At 46.3% G+C, this 16,785-nt stretch carries 15 protein-coding genes; 11 read left to right on the top strand and 4 right to left on the bottom strand.

The features are described 5' to 3' along the window. The first annotated feature begins 203 nt into the window (after positions 1 to 203). Positions 204 to 1,604: a transcriptional regulator gene (locus AOU00_RS11830; RefSeq protein ID WP_039271907.1), complete on the top strand. Its 1,401-nt coding sequence runs from the start codon at positions 204 to 206 to the stop codon at positions 1,602 to 1,604. A gap of 210 nt (positions 1,605 to 1,814) precedes the next feature. On the opposite strand, the gene AOU00_RS11825 is transcribed toward AOU00_RS11830, so the two are convergent. Further along, positions 1,815 to 3,551, bottom strand: coding sequence for an ABC transporter substrate-binding protein (locus tag AOU00_RS11825; RefSeq protein ID WP_039271905.1), 1,737 nt, complete (start codon positions 3,549 to 3,551; stop codon positions 1,815 to 1,817). A 147-nt stretch (positions 3,552 to 3,698) separates the two neighbouring features. Here AOU00_RS11825 and AOU00_RS11820 point away from each other — a divergent pair, with 147 nt between their 5' ends. The 4 genes from AOU00_RS11820 (at position 3,699) to AOU00_RS11810 (ending at position 6,623) form a co-directional block, all read left to right on the top strand. Beyond that, positions 3,699 to 5,285, top strand: coding sequence for a DUF4153 domain-containing protein (locus AOU00_RS11820; protein WP_061829537.1), 1,587 nt, complete (start codon positions 3,699 to 3,701; stop codon positions 5,283 to 5,285). Between the two features lie 13 nt (positions 5,286 to 5,298). Then, positions 5,299 to 5,865: a hypothetical protein gene (locus tag AOU00_RS11815; RefSeq protein WP_061829536.1), complete on the top strand. Its 567-nt coding sequence runs from the start codon at positions 5,299 to 5,301 to the stop codon at positions 5,863 to 5,865. A gap of 9 nt (positions 5,866 to 5,874) precedes the next feature. Further along, a complete protein-coding gene (locus AOU00_RS26605) occupies positions 5,875 to 6,024 on the top strand; it encodes a hypothetical protein (RefSeq protein WP_172828237.1) in 150 nt (49 codons plus the stop codon). 161 nt (positions 6,025 to 6,185) lie between these two features. Next, positions 6,186 to 6,623, top strand: a complete 438-nt coding sequence (locus AOU00_RS11810; RefSeq protein WP_061829535.1) for a hypothetical protein — start codon at positions 6,186 to 6,188, stop codon at positions 6,621 to 6,623. Between the two features lie 73 nt (positions 6,624 to 6,696). Here AOU00_RS11810 and AOU00_RS11805 read toward each other — a convergent pair whose 3' ends face one another. Both AOU00_RS11805 and AOU00_RS11800 read right to left on the bottom strand, forming a co-directional pair. Further along, positions 6,697 to 7,812 (bottom strand): WG repeat-containing protein, encoded by a 1,116-nt coding sequence (locus tag AOU00_RS11805; RefSeq protein ID WP_061829534.1) that lies wholly within the window; start codon positions 7,810 to 7,812, stop codon positions 6,697 to 6,699. Between the two features lie 193 nt (positions 7,813 to 8,005). Next, positions 8,006 to 8,719, bottom strand: coding sequence for an SAM-dependent methyltransferase (locus AOU00_RS11800; RefSeq protein WP_039271898.1), 714 nt, complete (start codon positions 8,717 to 8,719; stop codon positions 8,006 to 8,008). 317 nt (positions 8,720 to 9,036) lie between these two features. Between AOU00_RS11800 and AOU00_RS11795 the strand changes: the two genes are divergently transcribed. From AOU00_RS11795 to AOU00_RS11775, 5 genes are all read left to right on the top strand, one after another. Then, positions 9,037 to 9,354: a PTS sugar transporter subunit IIB gene (locus AOU00_RS11795; protein WP_039271896.1), complete on the top strand. Its 318-nt coding sequence runs from the start codon at positions 9,037 to 9,039 to the stop codon at positions 9,352 to 9,354. Beyond that, positions 9,347 to 9,679 carry a PTS sugar transporter subunit IIA gene (locus AOU00_RS11790; RefSeq protein ID WP_013312602.1) on the top strand — a complete coding sequence of 111 codons (333 nt, stop codon included), beginning with the start codon at positions 9,347 to 9,349 and terminating at the stop codon, positions 9,677 to 9,679. The genes AOU00_RS11795 and AOU00_RS11790 overlap by 8 nt, the downstream gene beginning before the upstream one ends. A gap of 84 nt (positions 9,680 to 9,763) precedes the next feature. After that, positions 9,764 to 11,092 (top strand): PTS cellobiose transporter subunit IIC, encoded by a 1,329-nt coding sequence (celB, locus tag AOU00_RS11785; RefSeq protein WP_039271894.1) that lies wholly within the window; start codon positions 9,764 to 9,766, stop codon positions 11,090 to 11,092. 72 nt (positions 11,093 to 11,164) lie between these two features. Further along, complete coding sequence (locus AOU00_RS11780; protein WP_039272181.1) at positions 11,165 to 12,574, top strand: glycoside hydrolase family 1 protein; 1,410 nt, start codon at positions 11,165 to 11,167, stop codon at positions 12,572 to 12,574. 202 nt (positions 12,575 to 12,776) lie between these two features. Beyond that, positions 12,777 to 13,487 carry a GntR family transcriptional regulator gene (locus AOU00_RS11775; RefSeq protein ID WP_039271892.1) on the top strand — a complete coding sequence of 237 codons (711 nt, stop codon included), beginning with the start codon at positions 12,777 to 12,779 and terminating at the stop codon, positions 13,485 to 13,487. A gap of 95 nt (positions 13,488 to 13,582) precedes the next feature. Here the strand turns inward: AOU00_RS11775 and AOU00_RS11770 are convergent, their stop codons facing one another. Continuing rightward, positions 13,583 to 15,124, bottom strand: a complete 1,542-nt coding sequence (locus tag AOU00_RS11770) for a family 43 glycosylhydrolase (RefSeq protein WP_069290675.1) — start codon at positions 15,122 to 15,124, stop codon at positions 13,583 to 13,585. 404 nt (positions 15,125 to 15,528) lie between these two features. Between AOU00_RS11770 and hmpA the strand changes: the two genes are divergently transcribed. Further along, positions 15,529 to 16,758, top strand: a complete 1,230-nt coding sequence (gene hmpA / locus AOU00_RS11765; RefSeq protein WP_061829533.1) for an NO-inducible flavohemoprotein — start codon at positions 15,529 to 15,531, stop codon at positions 16,756 to 16,758. Positions 16,759 to 16,785 lie beyond the last annotated feature (27 nt).

Below are 16,785 nucleotides of genomic sequence, written 5' to 3'. Positions count from 1 at the left end.
CTTTCCTGCGTACCGATTGGGTGTAGCTGTTCGGCTCACCTCCCCGTAGTATACGGCAATTCGGAGAATTATTGAATTTTTTGATATAAATTTACTTGAGCGGTTGGCTAAGTGGGCTTTCTTTTGTATAATTAAGGGAATATTCACGGGAATTTTCTTTTTTTGTATTGTAATCATGCAAGTAATCCCTGGGGGTGCCTGATTTGAAGGAAACAACCACAATTCGCGCAGAGCTGGAGCAGTACATCAGACGAGAAGGAATTACGATTAGTAAGTTTGGGGAGAACACAGGTATTAATGCAGGAACGATCAGTGCCATTATTAACGGTAATCGTCCGATTGCGATGCTGCTGTTGGATCGGATTGGTGCAGGCATGGGGCTTGAAGAAGGGAGCCTCTATGAGTTATACATTGATGAATTTATACGGAATACGGCACCGAATTGGCGACGGGTTCGTCCCTTTTTGCATCGCTGTGCAGAGCTGAACAAACTGGATTGTATTAAGCAAGTCGTGGAGTTTATGATGGACTATCTCATATACGCCCCAGCTTTGTTTGAGACAGCAGAAGAATTATTCAGTGAAGGTAAGCTTGAGGCTGCGGCAATTATTTATAAAAATGTTTCCGAAAGTGAGAAGTACCAACATTCAGAGCGTCTGGCGCTCTGCCAATATCGTTTATTTACGATTGCCGTTGGCGATGACCAGGACGAAAATTTATGGGCAGCCACACACTTCGAAAGCTTTGTGGACCGACTGGGTGAAGCAGACCAACTGGATGCCTTAAGAGACCTGGCTAATACCTATGCCTCCTTGCGGCGTTGGGATAAAGTAGAATGGTTTGCTGAAAAAATGGCTCAAAAAGCCAAGGTACAATACGAGCAAAAATACGGAAATACCAGAAGACCGGAGCGTGGCAAGGAACCTAAGGGTCCTTTGTTTATGTATATTGTATACTCTTACGTGTTGCGTGCCGGGGTGTGGGATGAGCGCGGGGATTATCAGAAGGCGCTGGAGTATGTATCGCTATACTCTGATTTGAGCTGGGTGCAAGAGGATACGGAAGAAGCTCGGCGTTTGAAGGCCCTTTGTAGCAACTGGGCTGAGGCCAACGGGTATTTGTATCAGTTGATGTCAGGCAGCCTGGATGTGATTCCGCAATATGTGGATTATTTGGAAAAAAACGAAGGCGAAATTCTGGTGGGGTTGCATAAAATTATGGTAGCGGCCAACCGTTATGATTTTAATGTAGATCATGTACTGTTGCACTTTGAAAAACAAATTGAGGCATTTGCAGATCAGCATGTCAAGGTAGGCACCTATACGGAGCAAATGTCAGCAGATCTTTATGCACGATTTTTGGCAGAGATGGCTTGTTATGATCTCAACAAACACCGTTATACCAAAGGCATGAAATTCTTGCTTGAGAGTCTTTCCTATTCTGTAGTGCTGAATGGTAATCCTGTCACCATTAAATGTGTAGGACTATTTGAAAAGTATCGGCATACTGCCACTTCTGAGGACAAAGAGGAATATAAAAACTTACTTGGAGAGGTAGAGTACATCCATGATAAAAAAGATCGTTTTTTCTCTGCTCGCATTTAATGTTTTTGTCCTATTGAATTTTTCACCCGTTACTCCCCCTATGGAAGATCCTAGCGACGTCCACAGTCATGGGTTGGGGGGATGGGCTTTTTCATCCCTTGAACCATCCGCTTAGAGGATCTAGAAAGCGGCATTCAAAAAGGTATTCTCTTATGAAGAAGAGGATACCTTTTTTTGATGTGAAGTGCATTTGAAGGAGCACTTTTGCCGTCAAGAGTGGGGAGCTGGAAGTTGAGCAGGCGGAAACCAGACATGACGCAGATCCACCCAGCCCTGACTGTTAAAAGATACGCCACGTACAGAAGGGAGATAGGCCGTCTGAACGGGCTTTTCATATAAAATATGCAGCTGGTGCTCATCCATGAGCCGAGTTTCGATATGTTCGAATTGCTGCGCCCTAACAGTATGATCGGCCTCCCGTGCAATTTCACGCAGCAGTCTTTCGATATCCACACGGCTATGAGGCTCCACATGCCCAGATACATTGAGATACAAGTCAAACAGGCGTAATTGCTCGTCACGGTCACGAAAGAGAGAAAAGATGATTAAGTCTGACTCCATACGGATAGATGAGCTTTTGAATTCGTTCATAGATGCAGCCACGATGTTACAGGTATACCCACAGGATTCGAGCTGAGCCGCAACCCGGTCTGCGTCTGCTTTATACTCGGGAATGGTAGCAATTTGCAGCGCCGCCAGTGGTTCATAAGAATCGTTAGATGAATCCACTGCTGGAGGAAGGGAGCGATGATCCAGACATGCTACAATGCGGGCACGTATTTCTGGATTGCGTAGTGGTCCATCCTTGTGTGTATTACATGTGATAAATTTGCGTACCGAAGCCGCCGAGTGAATCTGGCTCCATGCGGTATCCGTATCTCCCGCCGATACGGGATTATGGATAATGTGAAAAGAAGAAGCGGTGTCTTCCGTATCCGACGATTCCAGCTTAGTCGCCCATGGGAGTTGGACAATTTCCACTCGGTCCAGATGAGCCCGGCCTTGAAAATAAGGTGCGAAAGCCTCCAGTGTACACAGGCTTTCGTTCATTTCCGTGACTTTGAAAGCCCCTGTACCGACAGGGCGGATGCCAAAGGCGGCTTCACCCACCTGATTAAGTTCACGCGGCACAATCGCAGCCCGGCTGGTACACAGGAAGGATAGAAACAGCTCGTTCGGCTCCTTTAGTACGAAGCGTACTATCGTCGGACTTAACGCCTGGACGTGCTGAATTTGCCGGACGATAAAATGGTAAAGTCTCCTTCCCGGCGCCCGACTCAGTCGCTCAAAGGTATAGACGACGTCTTCAGCGGTCAGTATTTTTCCGTTATGAAACAGCACTTCTTTACGCAGGAAAAAGGTCCACTGTGTACGAGTGGTGTCCACCTCCCAAGCGTGCGCCAATCCCGGCAAAATCTCGCCGCTTTCGTTCGCCCGGCGGGCCAGACCATCAAAGACGTGGCTGGATACGAAGGACTCGGCGAGCCAGTTCAAATACAACGGGTCCAGCGTATAGAGCTGCTGGCGAATAGGCAGACGCAGCGTGTCGATCTGCTGCTGATCACTGCGCACCTCTGCGTGATGCCCAAAATAATTCAGCAACCAGCCTTGCAAATGCTCCTGCATGGTGGAGGAGCGTGAATGGACTCGAATTTCATCCAGCGCGCGTTTGATATCATGGCGGTCTATGGCTTGCATCATGGATTGCACGGCAATGTCTTCCGGTTGAATGAGGAAGCGCAGACTGGAGCGACGACCTCTGCCTCGGCGGGGAGTCCATTGTATCCAGTCATGCTGCTCCATTTTCTGAATGATCATCAAGGCGTTGCGGTGAGTACAGTCAAAAATAGCCGCAAGCTCATCCAGCGTCGTCTCTATGGTATGGTTATCGTCCTTGTTGTCAGCTGCGTGGGAGTGAAGCCGTAAAAATTGGGCATGGAGTTTCATTCAAGGTTGCTCCGTTTCCTCTATATTTGATTAAAAGCGTAGTCACTTTTATAAAATAGGAAATTTTGTTTGAATTAATTTCTCTTTATCTTCTTATTTTATCATCTACAATAAGGGTTATAAAGCATATTTGTGGAGGTATTTACCATGCATGACAAGATGAATGGAACGTCTTTGCCGAAAACGTCGTTTCTGTCCGCCTTTGCTGGCGCAATTGTGTTGGCGCTGGTTCATCAATATCTGTTTTACGGACATGGGCTGGGCGTGTCTATGCCAATTTTTGTTATTGGTTTTTACGCCTATATGTATGCCTTTAACCGAGATCGTTTCCAGTCCAGATCATGGATAGGGCGTTTGCTGTTTGTGATCATTTTCATGCTGGCATTGACATACGCGCTGTTCAATAATCCGGTCCTATACGTGTTAAATGCGCTGGCGATACCTGCTCTGATTAGCGTACATATGGTGCTGCTGTTCGGGGAGAAAAGGCATGGCTGGTCAGAACCCGGTATTATCGGTCAGGCGTTAAGCCATTGGTTTTATCAAAACTTTCGTCATATCGTGACCCCCTTTCGGATGGTCAAGACAGTAGCCCTTCGAAATGTAAAGGATGAGCGTAAGCGTGTATTGGGAAAAGTGCTGATCGGTTTACTTATTGCCTTGCCGCTACTGTTCATTATTATATCTTTGCTGGCTTCGGCGGATGGGATGTTCGAAAAGTTGTTAGCTGGAGTACCCGAATGGATCGGAACGCTGTCCTTTGGGAATGGCATGCTGCGGCTGATCTGGACCTGCTTTTTCACCTTCTGTTTCTTCTGTTATTTGTGGGGATTTGTACAGCCTGCTCCGCGTAATACGCAGAGAGAGACCCAATCATGGCACGGGTTAAATGAGCGCACGAATGGCCAAACCACCGAGCATGATGGTCACTCTTCAGTGATGATTGACCGACCAACGGTGCCTTACCACGAGCCGGTCGCGATTAAATTTGACCCTGTCATTACCGCTACGGTGCTGATTGTCATGAATCTGGTGTATGTTGTGTTCGTTGTGTTGCAGTTCGGATATTTGTTTGGTGCATGGGAAGGTGCTCTGCCCGAAGGAACCTCGTATGCCGAATATGCGAGAAGAGGATTCGGGGAGCTGGTTATGGTAACAGGTATCAACTTTGTGCTGATGATCAGTGTATTGAAGTGGACTGAATTTGGCTCAGGTATAGTGCAAAAAATGAACAGCGGCCTGCTGTACATACTCGTGGGTTGTTCGGGTGTGATGCTGTATTCGGGATATACCCGGCTGGTTATGTACGAAGAAGCATACGGCTATACGTATACCCGCTATTTGGTACACGCGTTTATGATTTTTCTGGGCTTGCTACTGCTTATTGCAGCAATGCGCATTCATTTCCGTCAACTGCCGTTGGCGAAATATTATATTGTACTCGCTCTGGTCGCCTATGTCGTCGTGAACTATGTGGGCATTGATATACGGATTGCTGAAAATAATCTCGAACGGTATCGCACGACATCGGTGATAGATAAGGAATATTTGAGTGAGCTATCGGCGGACGCGATTCCGCTGCTGATTGACTTTAGCCGTAAGGAACATGGATCACTAGATGAGTTTTTACAAGCCCGTTTGACGAGCATGACGAGAGAAGAATCGGCTTGGCCTGAATTCAATTGGGCAAAGTATCGAGCGCAACGGGAATTGCACGACTATATTTTGGAATGAGAGGTGTTTGGGAATGATCGGAACAGAAACGGCACAGGGTATGGTACTGGAGCTACAGGATGAAATGTCACAGTATCAGCATCAGTTTGGTGTAAGACGGAACGATTTTCTCGTGGAGGCTATGTCTTACGGAATGAGTGAGGAGGAAGCTCGGTCTTATGCTATCCAGAGTATCGGTCCGGTCGTTCCCGTCGCCTATATGCCTACGTTGGCTCCCGGTAAAATCCGACCACTCAGTCCAATGCTGGCAGCGCGGTACCGATATGCGGGGGATTGGAAGGATATCGACGAGCATCTGCTACTACCTGATGAAGTCCTACGGATCGCAGGTACAGAGCAGTTCCGCAGCTGGATCAGCGATATGCGGAATTACTGGGTGGAATCGGCTCCATACCGATTCGGAGATGATCGTCTTTCGCTGCTGTCGGTTGCGAGCGAGGAAGAAGGTCACTTTTCCATGCTCGTCTGGAAGGAGCCCGGTGAAGAGCCAGAAGTATGGACGTACGCTTCGCAGCATGAATACCGATTCAGTCATCTGCTCCATTGGTTCAAGTGGCTGAACGGGCGCAGTGAAGAATGAGAGGTACAGATGATGAAAAAGAATCGTAATTGGGTCGTGCTATTTATCGGCATCGCTCTGATGATGGGGGCAGCAGACTATTTAACACAAGCTAAGCCTACGACTACTCCTGAGCTTATCGTTCCAACCGTAATCAGTGAAGAAAGCCTTCAGTTATGAGAATGAAGTCGATTTTTTGTAGTATTACGTTGTTAAAGTAAGCCGGAAATCACCCTAATAGTTGAGAGGGAATTGAGGCCAACATCAATGAATGTGGAGCCATTCAGATGTTCAAGCGACTCCGTCGTTTCCTCTACAACTTATATTCAGGGGGAATTTCAATGGCTAGAAGTGCAAGTACTTACGCATCTGTAATTGACGGTTTTAAGGTAGAAACGAACAAAAAGTATTCGCCAGTAGGTGGAACGAAGTGTAATATTTTTGCACAAGATGTGATGTCTGCGATGTCGGCTTCCCTGCCAAGTGGCTTAGCCAATCAAATGGCTGATGCTTTACTGGGTAACAATGCGCCGGGATGGTACAATGTAACCTTTCAGGATGCTCAAAAAAGAGCAAATCTCGGGTATCCTACCATCGGAATCAAAAAAGCAGATGGGCATGGTCATGTGGTCGTTGTCAGACCGAAGGGTTCATCGATCACGATTTTGAAGGAGGTACAGGTTGCACAGGCGGGGACCAAAAATTACAACAGTAATACCATTAATTATTCGTGGGTGGCAGCAGATCTGCCTGGGGTAAAATTCTACACACACGACTAATTGTATACGAGATATTGGAAATCTAATGACCCCGGAAGCAGATCCACTCGATCTGCCTCCGGGGTCGTCTTTTTTATTTTGAAACGGAATGTTTAGATACAATAAACGCTTTGCCTGGCTTGATAAAAGCAACAGCATAGCCATTAGAGAAGGAAGAAGATTCGGATCTGTACTCAAGTTTAGTTAGCAGTTGCCCTTGACGATTGATGTAGCCAAATTTGCCGTCTGAGACGGATGATTGTGTTTGTTTACCGACTAAAGCTAAGCCTTCTTTGAACGGAGAGGCAACATCATATTTTTGTTGATATTTAATGACCAGCGTTCCGTTTTTATCAATAAATCCGACTTCGTTTTTTGCATTTTTCACACTCGCCAGGCCTTCACTAAAATCCTGGGCATCCGTAAATTTAAAGGGAATCGCGACTTTTCCCTGTTTATTGATGAATCCCCATTTTCCCTTAGTATTTTGCACAGGGGCCAATCCTTCCGAGAAGTCTCCACCGGATTTATATTGAGGAGGAACAACTTCTTTCCCTGCTGTATTGATATATCCGTATAGCCCTTGGCTATTCTGAACAATAGCCAAGCCATCCGAGAAACCACGACTGTATTTATATTTAAAGGGAATTGCTAGTTGACCAGAGGCATTCACAAAACCGATCTTGCCAGTGTTGGGGGCGTAGGCAAGAGCCAGACCGTCCGTAAATATATATTCTGAATCCCCATTTTCTTTAAAATGAGAAATGATTTTTCCCGTTCGATCTATAATTGCATTTTCTTTGGTGTCTGCTATGGTAACCTTGGCTTTTCCTTCGGAAAAGAAATTGGCTTCGGTATATTGGCAAGGGATGACCAGTGTCCCTTTGGTGTTAATGTATCCATAGAGATTGTTTTTTGTATTTTTGACTACGGCTCGCTGCTCATGAAAATCACCAATGGGTTTAAGCTCGGCGGGAAGTGAGAAAGCTTTCTCTCCTTTGGTATTGTAATACACGAGGTTTCCAGCAGATGTTTCAGCAGCCAATAAGCCATCATGAAAAGCACCATCGCTCAGCGGGCGAGCAACGTTGTAATCCAGAGCAGTTTTAGAAACTTCAATGGTTGTTGTGCCGGATGCGGCCCAGCCTGTTCCCATAACGGAGAGGCTAGTAACCAGAATCAATGCAGCTAATCCTAACTTTTTTAACATGCATAAGCTCCTTTGTGAGTTGATTTTTACCTTCGGGCTTTGAAAAATCTTACCTTCATACGTAAGGTATTCCATAATATAGACGATAAAAATGTGGGAATGTTTCTTGATATTCTAAATTTTTCTAATTTTCATCTCAATAACCAGAAAGGGAGCAAGCTAATCGCTTGCTCCCTCTACACCTAAACCTGCCCTATATCTTTCGTATGCTTAACAGAGAGTTGCCGTTACGCATAAACTCATACGGAACCTTGGCCTCTGTCACCCGTAAGCCTTCTGCCTCCAGCTCAAGAATCAAACGATCTAGCAGATCGTAACGAGTTCCCGTTAAATCGGTCAGAGGAAAAATGCGAACTTCCTCTGAAGCCACTCGCAGCAGTTCGTGTACCGTATTCTTATGAAACTCATAGTCGAGTCGATCACTATACATAAACAGAAAATGGGCAGACAGCACGATATTAAACTGTTCATCTCCAAAGGGAAGCTTCGGCAGTACCGCAGCAACGTAGCGTTCTGGGTGCTTCCTCATATCCTGGGTGCAATCCTGCAGTGCTTGATGGCGCTGCTCGCTAAGCCCTTGCACATCTCCATAACAGCTCCAAACATAATTATCTTTTGCACGTTCTAGCGTTTCCATTGCATGCTCAATATCCAATAGGCCTTTGCGTTTCAGATCATCAATCTTGTGGTCGTAGGCGATATCACTTGCGGTGATATCCAGCGAGGCTTTGGTGCCCAGAGCGGTGAAGGAACATGCTCCCGCAGGACAGTCCAAAATCTTTTTGCCTACAAGTTCAGAAATTTGCAAATTGAACATTTGGACGTACTCCTCAAACGTGCGGCCGATGAACACGACCCGGTCTAACTCTTGCTTGGTTTTACTTTGACTCTTCTCATCTCTACTCATCTCTTCTCACCTCAGCTATTCTTTGGCTACGGAGGGGCTATTATGTTTACTCCGTAAGCTCATGTTAACATTTTACAGAATCGAATAACATATCATTTGGCAAAACTTCTTATAGTGAAAATCGATTCTATTGAGAGATTAAAGATAAGAGATCACGTTCATTTTCAAGAAAAAAGTGAAGAAACAGTGTCATTTTAAAAAAAGTCTATACATATATATTAAATGTATAGACAAATCAAAAAACTGGATTTATAATTACGCTGTAAACGTTTTCTAGTAGTTAACATCCAATCAGAACTTGAAGGGAAGGAACAATCATGAAGAAAATTTTGCTGGCGTGCAGCTCAGGTATGTCTACAAGTTTGCTGGTTACTAAGATGCAGGATTATGCTAAGTCCATTGGAGACGAGGCTGAAATTTGGGCAGTAGGTCAAGATCAGGCGGCAGAAGACATGGCTAAGGCTGACGCAGTATTGATTGGCCCGCAAATGAGTTTTCTTAAAGGACAGCTGGAAAAGGAAGCAGCCCAATATGGTATTTATGTAGAAGTGATTGACATGATGGCATACGGGATGGTTGACGGTAAGAAAGCCTATGAGCAAGCAGTGAAGCTGGTGGAACGCAAAAATGGATAAAGTCAATATAGCCGAACTGACGGAAGAGCAAATTAGTTTCCAACTTATTCTTCATAGTGGAAGCGCTCGCAGTAAAGTGATTCAGGCGCTGACCGAATATCGAAATGAGAATGTAGAGGGTGCGGACGAACTGCTCAAACAAGCCAAGCAGGATTTACGTGCTGCGCATGATATCCATTTTCAAATGGTTAAGAAGGAAGCGGGAGGTACCCAAACCCCTTTCTCGCTCCTTCTAATGCATGCCGAGGATCATCTGATGTCCACGGTTACCATGAAGGATCTGGTTCTAGAATTGCTGGAGCTGTTCAAATCCAGAAATTTATAACGGAACATGTAAGTTTGTGAAATTTGGGACATGAAAAGCTTGCAACCCTATTGATGCAAGTCACTTCGCGGGGAGGAATAGGCTTTGTTTGAGAAATTAAGCCGGATACTGATACCTATTGCCGGTAAACTGAACAACAACCGCTATCTTACTGTACTGCGTGATGCATTTATGTTGTCATTTCCATTAACAGTTTTTGGCTCCATCATTGTCGTTATTATCAATCTGCCGTTTCTAAAAGATTGGATGGGCGACGGTAATTATGCGACTTTTAACAGTCTGCTGAACATTGCGCCGAGTGCCACCCTGAACATCATGACCTTATTCGTGGTTGTCGGGATCGGCTATTATTTATCCCGAAGTTATAAGGTCGAGCCCATATTCGGTGGCATGATCGCGTTGGTCAGCTTCTTGATGCTCACCCCGTTTGTGCTGACACAAGAAAGCGGTGCCACGATTGCTGGTGTCATTCCGTTGGATCGGATTGGGGCCAAAGGCATGTTCCTTGGCATGATCGTTGCTTTTATAGCTGCTGAAATTTACCGAAGAGTGACACAGCGGAACATTGTTATCAAAATGCCTCCAGGCGTTCCGCCAGCCGTTGCCAAATCGTTTGCCGCTTTGCTTCCGGCGTGTATTACATTGGGCATATTTTTGATCATTAATGTTGTAGTTACACTGACTCTTCATAATAACCTGCATGATCTGATTTATCATGCTGTACAGGCACCTCTGGTGCACTTGGGCAGTGGTATTATACCTACATTAATTGCTATTTTCTTTGTTCAGCTTTTATGGTTCTTTGGGCTTCATGGTCAGATTATTATCAACTCAGTCATGGAACCGATCTGGAATACGCTGGCACTTGAAAACTACGAAGCGTACTCCAAAGGAGCGGAACTGCCGCATATTATCACCAAGCAGTTTGTGGATATTTATACCGTAGGTATCGGTGGTACAGGTATGACACTGGCCGTAGTGCTCACGATTCTGATCTTCCTGAAGAGTAAGCAATTGAAGCAGGTCAGTAAGCTGGCCCTTGGACCGGGTCTGTTTAATGTCAACGAGCCCGTCATATTCGGTTTGCCGGTTGTGATGAATCCGCTTATTTTTGTCCCATGGGTCATTGCTCCAATGATCGTTACGCTGATTACTTACTTCGCCATGTCTACTGGGATTGTACCGCCGCCAAACGGAATACAGGTTCCTTGGACGATGCCGTTGTTCTTTAGTGGAATGATGGCTACGGGATCTCTGATGGGAGGCGTACTGCAGTTGTTTAATATGGCTGTCGTCTTTGTCATCTGGTTCCCGTTCCTAAAAATTATTGATCGGATGAACGTTCGTAAAGAGCAGGAAGAGGAGCTTAACCAAACAGCCATTGCAGGTAAGGATCAAACTGTTGGAATGTAATGTGAATAAGCTGCTAGATTAGCAGCTTATTCATGCAAAAGAGAGAGGAGTAGAGCTGTGAATCATACCGAAATGAAAGATATAGAGCAGCAAACCATTCAATACCGTTTTCCATCCGACTTCTGGTGGGGCTCATCGGCCTCGGCTACCCAGACAGAAGGAACCGTGGAGGGAGACGGCAAAGGACCGAATATTTGGGATTATTGGTTTGAGCAGGAGCCGAACCGTTTTTATGACGGCGTTGGACCTGGCGAAACGTCCCGTTTCTATACCCGTTACAAAGAAGATATTGCACTCATGAAAGAGCTTGGTCACAACTCCTTCCGGTTCTCTATTTCCTGGTCACGTCTGTTTCCGGCAGGGAGAGGTGAATTGAACCAGAAGGCGATTGATTTCTATAATGCCGTCATTGCAGAGTTGCATCAGGCGGGGATTGAGCCATTTGTGAGTTTGTATCATTTTGATTTGCCGATGGCTTTACAGGAAAAAGGAGGCTGGGTGAACCGGGAGACGGTCGAAGCTTACGTAGATTACGCTAACACTTGCTTTGAGCTATTCGGGGATCGTGTAGCCAAATGGTTTACGCATAACGAGCCGATTGTCCCGGTGGAAGGCGGCTATCTATACGATTTCCACTATCCGAATGAAGTGGATTTCGGTAAAGCCGTACAGGTGGGATATCATACCCTGTTATCGAGCGCCAGTGCTATTAAGGCTTACAGAGAGGGCGGTTATAAGGGGAAAATCGGAATTATTTTGAACCTGACGCCGACTTATCCGCGTAGTCAGCATCCGGCAGACGTGCAGGCTGCTGAAATATGCGATGCGTTCTTTAACCGTTCCTTTTTAGACCCATCTGTGACGGGAGAATTCAATCCTTTGCTCGTGGAGCTGTTACGCCAAGAGGGATATGTACCAAGCATGGAAGACGGAGATGGGGAGATTATACGCCAGGGCACTGTGGACCTACTGGGTATTAACTATTATCAGCCGCGCAGAGTCAAGGCTCGTGAAAGTCTGCCGAACCCGGATGCTCCTTTTGTGCCGGAACGTTTCTTCGATTATTACGTCATGCCTGGCCGCAAGATGAATGAGATGCGGGGCTGGGAGATTTATGAGAAAGGCATTTACGACATCCTGACCAATGTCAGAGAAAATTATGGCAACATTGAATGCTTCATTTCAGAAAATGGAATGGGCGTTCAAGGTGAAGAAAAGTTCAGAGATGAACAGGGCATGATCCGCGATGACTATCGCATTGATTTTATCCGTGAGCATCTCAAGTGGGTTCAACGGGCCATCTCAGAGGGCTCCAATGTGAAGGGCTATCACTTATGGACGTTTATGGACAACTGGTCCTGGACGAATGCTTATAAAAATCGCTATGGTTTTGTGTCTGTCGATCTTCAGAACGGTGGCAAGAGATCCGTTAAACAGAGTGGGCACTGGTTCAAACAGGTGATCGAGAATAACGGATTCTAAGGTGGTCCTCTGGACCGCCTTTTTTTCTTCATCATCATCAAAGAACTGTGCTGTACGCCGCTGGTGAGAAAGTATAATGTTCGGTATACTTACTTATACCGTGATACCTTAACGTCCCGCCTGCAGAACCAAAAGAACCAGCGCTACCGATGTTTTGGTAAAATGCTGACATAAAACAAATTTTAGTACAGGTGGTAGACCAATGAACAAATACGAACGGATTGCACAAGAGGTCAAGAAGCGTATTATAGACAAGACCTATAGCAGTGATGATCCGATTCCCGATGAAATTTCACTGGCCAGTGAGTTCCGGGTAAGTCGGATGACGATTAAGAGGGCATTGGATACCTTGGTGTCGGAAGGGCTGTTGAATCGTAAAAGAGGACACGGAACCTTTATCGTAAAATCGATCTACAATGGCCCGGTTAATGTCGTTGTGAATGAAATGCTGGGGCTGACAAACGTGCTGCGCGGGAAAGAAATCAAAAGTAAAATCATAGCCTTTGACGTTCAATTTCCATCTGAAGAGGTAGCGGCGCATCTATTTATTGATGCCAATTCTCCTGTGTATCGTGTAGTCCGTCTGCGTATTGTAGAGGGCGAGCCGTATGTGATAGAGCGCACATACATGCCTACGAAGCTGATCAGCGGTATTACCGAGCAGGTGTTGCACGGCTCAGTGTACAAACATATTAAGGAGGAGCTGGGCCTTAATATTGTCAGTTCACATCGTACCATCCGCGCGTCCAAGTCGACCGAGCTAGATTGGGAGTATTTGGATTGTGGTGCGGATGATCCGGTTTTAGAAATTGAGCAGGTAGGTTATCTGGATACGGGTATACCGTTTGAATACTCATTCTCACGGCATCGGTATGATAAATTTGTGTTTACCACAGTAAATCGGGTACGTTGAGCGAATGAGTACGAAACAGGTGGTAAAGCAAACATGGCAGAAGAAGCCTATCTAATATGGGATTCTCCTGCCATGTTCTTTTTTAATGAAGCAAGTTAATTGCCAAGCAATCTTACTTCATGCACCGTCGGGGTATACCAGTTGTTCGGATTATTGAATAGCACTGCATTTACAAGGTTGATTCGCACGTAGCGAGCTTGAAAGTTGACTTTGTCACTGGTAAAACCATACGTGGTATTACCTGTGCGGTCAATCGTGGAGTAGTTAACTCCATCCGTGCTGTATTCAATTTTATATTTGTAATACGCTTCAGATCCTTTGTACATAAACCATGAAATATCCACTTCGCTGATGGTCTTGGTACTGCCCAAATCGACCTGCCACCAAGCGGGCCAGGATGCGGAAGCAGCTTTCCACGAGGTTTGGGCGTTGCCATCGTTCGCCAGTGAAGCTGGAGAACTGGATGCGGCTGAGCTCGCAGTCGCTGTTTTGCCCTGTGCGTGATTCACAAGGGACGGTAGGATTACTGTGCCTGTCGCAGCATCCAGATCCCAGCTACTGCACCAGTTCAGGGTTGCTGTTTTATTGGAGTCATTCAGAGTTAGCGGCAACCAGATGAATTTGTGGTCGCTCAGATTGAGCGGATTCCAGCGGTCGCCCATATAGATGTAGCTGGTTCCTGCGCTACCCGTAATTGTGGCGATGGAATGGATTTGCGAGCCGTAAGCTGCCGGGTCACCGAAGGGCGACAGAGCAGACCAGCTCCCAGTCATGGAACTGGCGGTTGCGTAGGCGCCCTGATTCGGATACCAGCCGGATGCCTGCGAGGTGAACAGGTAGTAGGTATTGTTCTTTTTCACAACAGCAGGCGCTTCGCGATAGCCATTTTCAAAAATCCAGCCAACGAACGACTGTACGCCTGTATAATCGGCTGTCAGCTTGAAGATGGCCATCGTATCGTTGGCGCCGCCATTTTTACGGGAAGCTGTAATAAGGTAACCGCTACCGTCAGTATCCGTGAACACCGTCATATCCCGAGACTCGTAATTCAGCGGGCGGAAGCTGCCTTGGTAGGCAAAATTTCCGTCGGGTGTATCGCTGGTAGCGACGGCTACACGACCGAGTGAGTAGTCCGTGCCATTTTCATAGTGCGCCCATAGTACATATTTTCCGGTGGTTTTGTTGTAGATGACTTTGGGACGCTCGATTTTGCTCGAATTCAGCTCAGGGGCGGAATCTTTGGTGAGAATACTGCTGCGGAAGGACCAATTTTTCAAATCGGTTGAGGTATATACGTTCACTTTTTCAAATTTCCAGTTTTCGGCGTGCTCGCCGTACCAATAATAAGTAGAACCTACTTTTAGAATATTACCGCTGTTCGCCTGAATCGGGTTACCTGCGGTGTCTTTCCAATCCGTTCCGTTCGTAATGGCTGTGCTTGCTGTTGCGCTCAGGGATAGTTCAGCATTGGCGACGTCCAAACCATTCAGCGCTTGGTTCACCTCGGTCCCGTAGGTTGCTTGCGTAACGCCTGTTGTATGGGCATGTGCTGTATCGGGTTGAAGACCCGCACTGGCCACTGAGAATAGGATACAAATCCATGCGGCTAACCATTTGCTGCTGTTGATCCACTTCACGATATCGTCTGCCTCCTTTAACACGGATAGGATGGGCCGAAACGGCTTGTCCGGCACCTCATCTTCGATTTTATCCTAACTGGAAGCGTTTACAAGTGGAATAAATTGAAGTCCTTAGCATGGTGAAACTGTTGTTACGAGAAAGGACAAATCTGATCATTACATACAAAATAGGTATATAGATATTTGAAACTTTGGGGAAAGCTCGTCAGTTATGTGGGAAGTGGTTGTAATTGTGCGTTTTGTCATTGACACGTTCACATTATTTCAAATTTAAAGTGACTGGAATCACATAAACGGTTACTTTATGTGGGTATACTGGGTTTTAAATTGAGGATTAACAAATGGGACATATGTTGAAATACCCTTTGTTATCTTATTTTGGAGAGAAGAGGGATACAAAGATGCTAAGTGAGCAAACCATTGCAACGATCAAATCGACTGTACCTGTTTTGGAGGTACACGGAACTACAATCACCAAGCGTTTTTACCAGATGATGTTTGAGGCCCATCCCGAGCTTCTCAATATATTCAATCACGCGAATCAGAAGCAAGGACGTCAACAGGGAGCGCTGGCCAATGCTGTATATGCGGCTGCACAGCACATTGACCGCCTGGAGGAAATTATTCCGGTGGTACGCCAGATTGCACATAAGCATCGCAGTTTAGGAATTAAGCCCGAGCATTATCCTATCGTCGGAAAATATCTGCTCGCTGCGATCAAGGACGTACTGGGAGATGCTGCTACAGACGAGATCATTGCCGCATGGGCCGAAGCCTACGGTGTGATCGCTAACGTATTTATAGACATGGAAGCTGAAATGTACAAGGAGGCTGGACAGCAGCAGGGAGGCTGGTCAGACTTTAAGAGCTTTGTTGTGCAGAAAAAGGTTAAGGAAAGCGACCAAATTACGTCCTTTTATTTGGTGCCGCAGGATGGGCAGGTGTTGCCTGAATTCGAGCCTGGACAATATATCAGCTTAAAGATGGAAATTCCGGGCGAACACAATACCCACATTCGTCAATACAGTCTTTCGGATTCACCGGGCCAATCTCACTACCGGATATCTGTAAAGCGTGAGGATGCTGTAGAGTCCCGCCCGGCAGGTAAAGTATCCGTGTATCTGCATGAGCAGGTGCAAGAGGGCGATGTGCTTCAAGTATCTGCACCGGCGGGTGATTTTACGCTGGATCGGACAGATCGCAGACCTGTCGTGCTGATCAGCGGTGGGGTCGGGCTAACCCCGATGGTTAGTATGCTGGCTTCTTTGGTGAAATCTGCTCCGCATCGGCCTATCACTTTTGTCCACGCAGCAGTCAATGGGGATAACCATGCTTTGCGTAATGAGGTAGAAAAGCTGGTCGCCACACATGCACAGGCTGCAGTTCGCTGGTGTTACAGCAGACCAACGGAGCAGGATCGGCTGGCACAGGCTTTTCACAAGGAAGGCCGTTTGGATCTGGCCTGGTTACAATCCGTGATACCGGATCGGAACGCCCAATATTATTTTTGCGGCCCTGAGGGATTCATGCAATCGGTATACGGCCTGTTGAAGGAGTGGAATATCCCTACTTCGGATATCCACTATGAATTCTTTGGTCCTGCCAGCGCATGGGAAGCAGAAGCACAATGACACAATGAAACATCAAAAAAGACGAAG

The sequence above is a fragment of the Paenibacillus polymyxa genome (assembly GCF_001719045.1).
Taxonomy (GTDB): domain Bacteria; phylum Bacillota; class Bacilli; order Paenibacillales; family Paenibacillaceae; genus Paenibacillus; species Paenibacillus polymyxa_B.
Note: the sequence above shows the minus strand (reverse complement) of the source record. Positions and strands in the feature narration are given on the sequence as shown.

Bases quoted from the DNA above. Each gene is read 5' to 3' on its own strand.
- AOU00_RS11825 (WP_039271905.1), bottom strand. From the start codon at position 3,551: ATGAAACTCCATGCCCAATTTTTACGGCTTCACTCCCACGCAGCTGAC.
- AOU00_RS11820 (WP_061829537.1), top strand. From the start codon at position 3,699: ATGCATGACAAGATGAATGGAACGTCTTTGCCGAAAACGTCGTTTCTG.
- AOU00_RS11815 (WP_061829536.1), top strand. From the start codon at position 5,299: ATGATCGGAACAGAAACGGCACAGGGTATGGTACTGGAGCTACAGGAT.
- AOU00_RS26605 (WP_172828237.1), top strand. From the start codon at position 5,875: ATGATGAAAAAGAATCGTAATTGGGTCGTGCTATTTATCGGCATCGCT.
- AOU00_RS11810 (WP_061829535.1), top strand. From the start codon at position 6,186: ATGGCTAGAAGTGCAAGTACTTACGCATCTGTAATTGACGGTTTTAAG.
- AOU00_RS11805 (WP_061829534.1), bottom strand. From the start codon at position 7,812: ATGTTAAAAAAGTTAGGATTAGCTGCATTGATTCTGGTTACTAGCCTC.
- AOU00_RS11800 (WP_039271898.1), bottom strand. From the start codon at position 8,719: ATGAGTAGAGATGAGAAGAGTCAAAGTAAAACCAAGCAAGAGTTAGAC.
- AOU00_RS11795 (WP_039271896.1), top strand. From the start codon at position 9,037: ATGAAGAAAATTTTGCTGGCGTGCAGCTCAGGTATGTCTACAAGTTTG.
- AOU00_RS11790 (WP_013312602.1), top strand. From the start codon at position 9,347: ATGGATAAAGTCAATATAGCCGAACTGACGGAAGAGCAAATTAGTTTC.
- AOU00_RS11780 (WP_039272181.1), top strand. From the start codon at position 11,165: ATGAAAGATATAGAGCAGCAAACCATTCAATACCGTTTTCCATCCGAC.
- AOU00_RS11775 (WP_039271892.1), top strand. From the start codon at position 12,777: ATGAACAAATACGAACGGATTGCACAAGAGGTCAAGAAGCGTATTATA.
- hmpA (WP_061829533.1), top strand. From the start codon at position 15,529: ATGCTAAGTGAGCAAACCATTGCAACGATCAAATCGACTGTACCTGTT.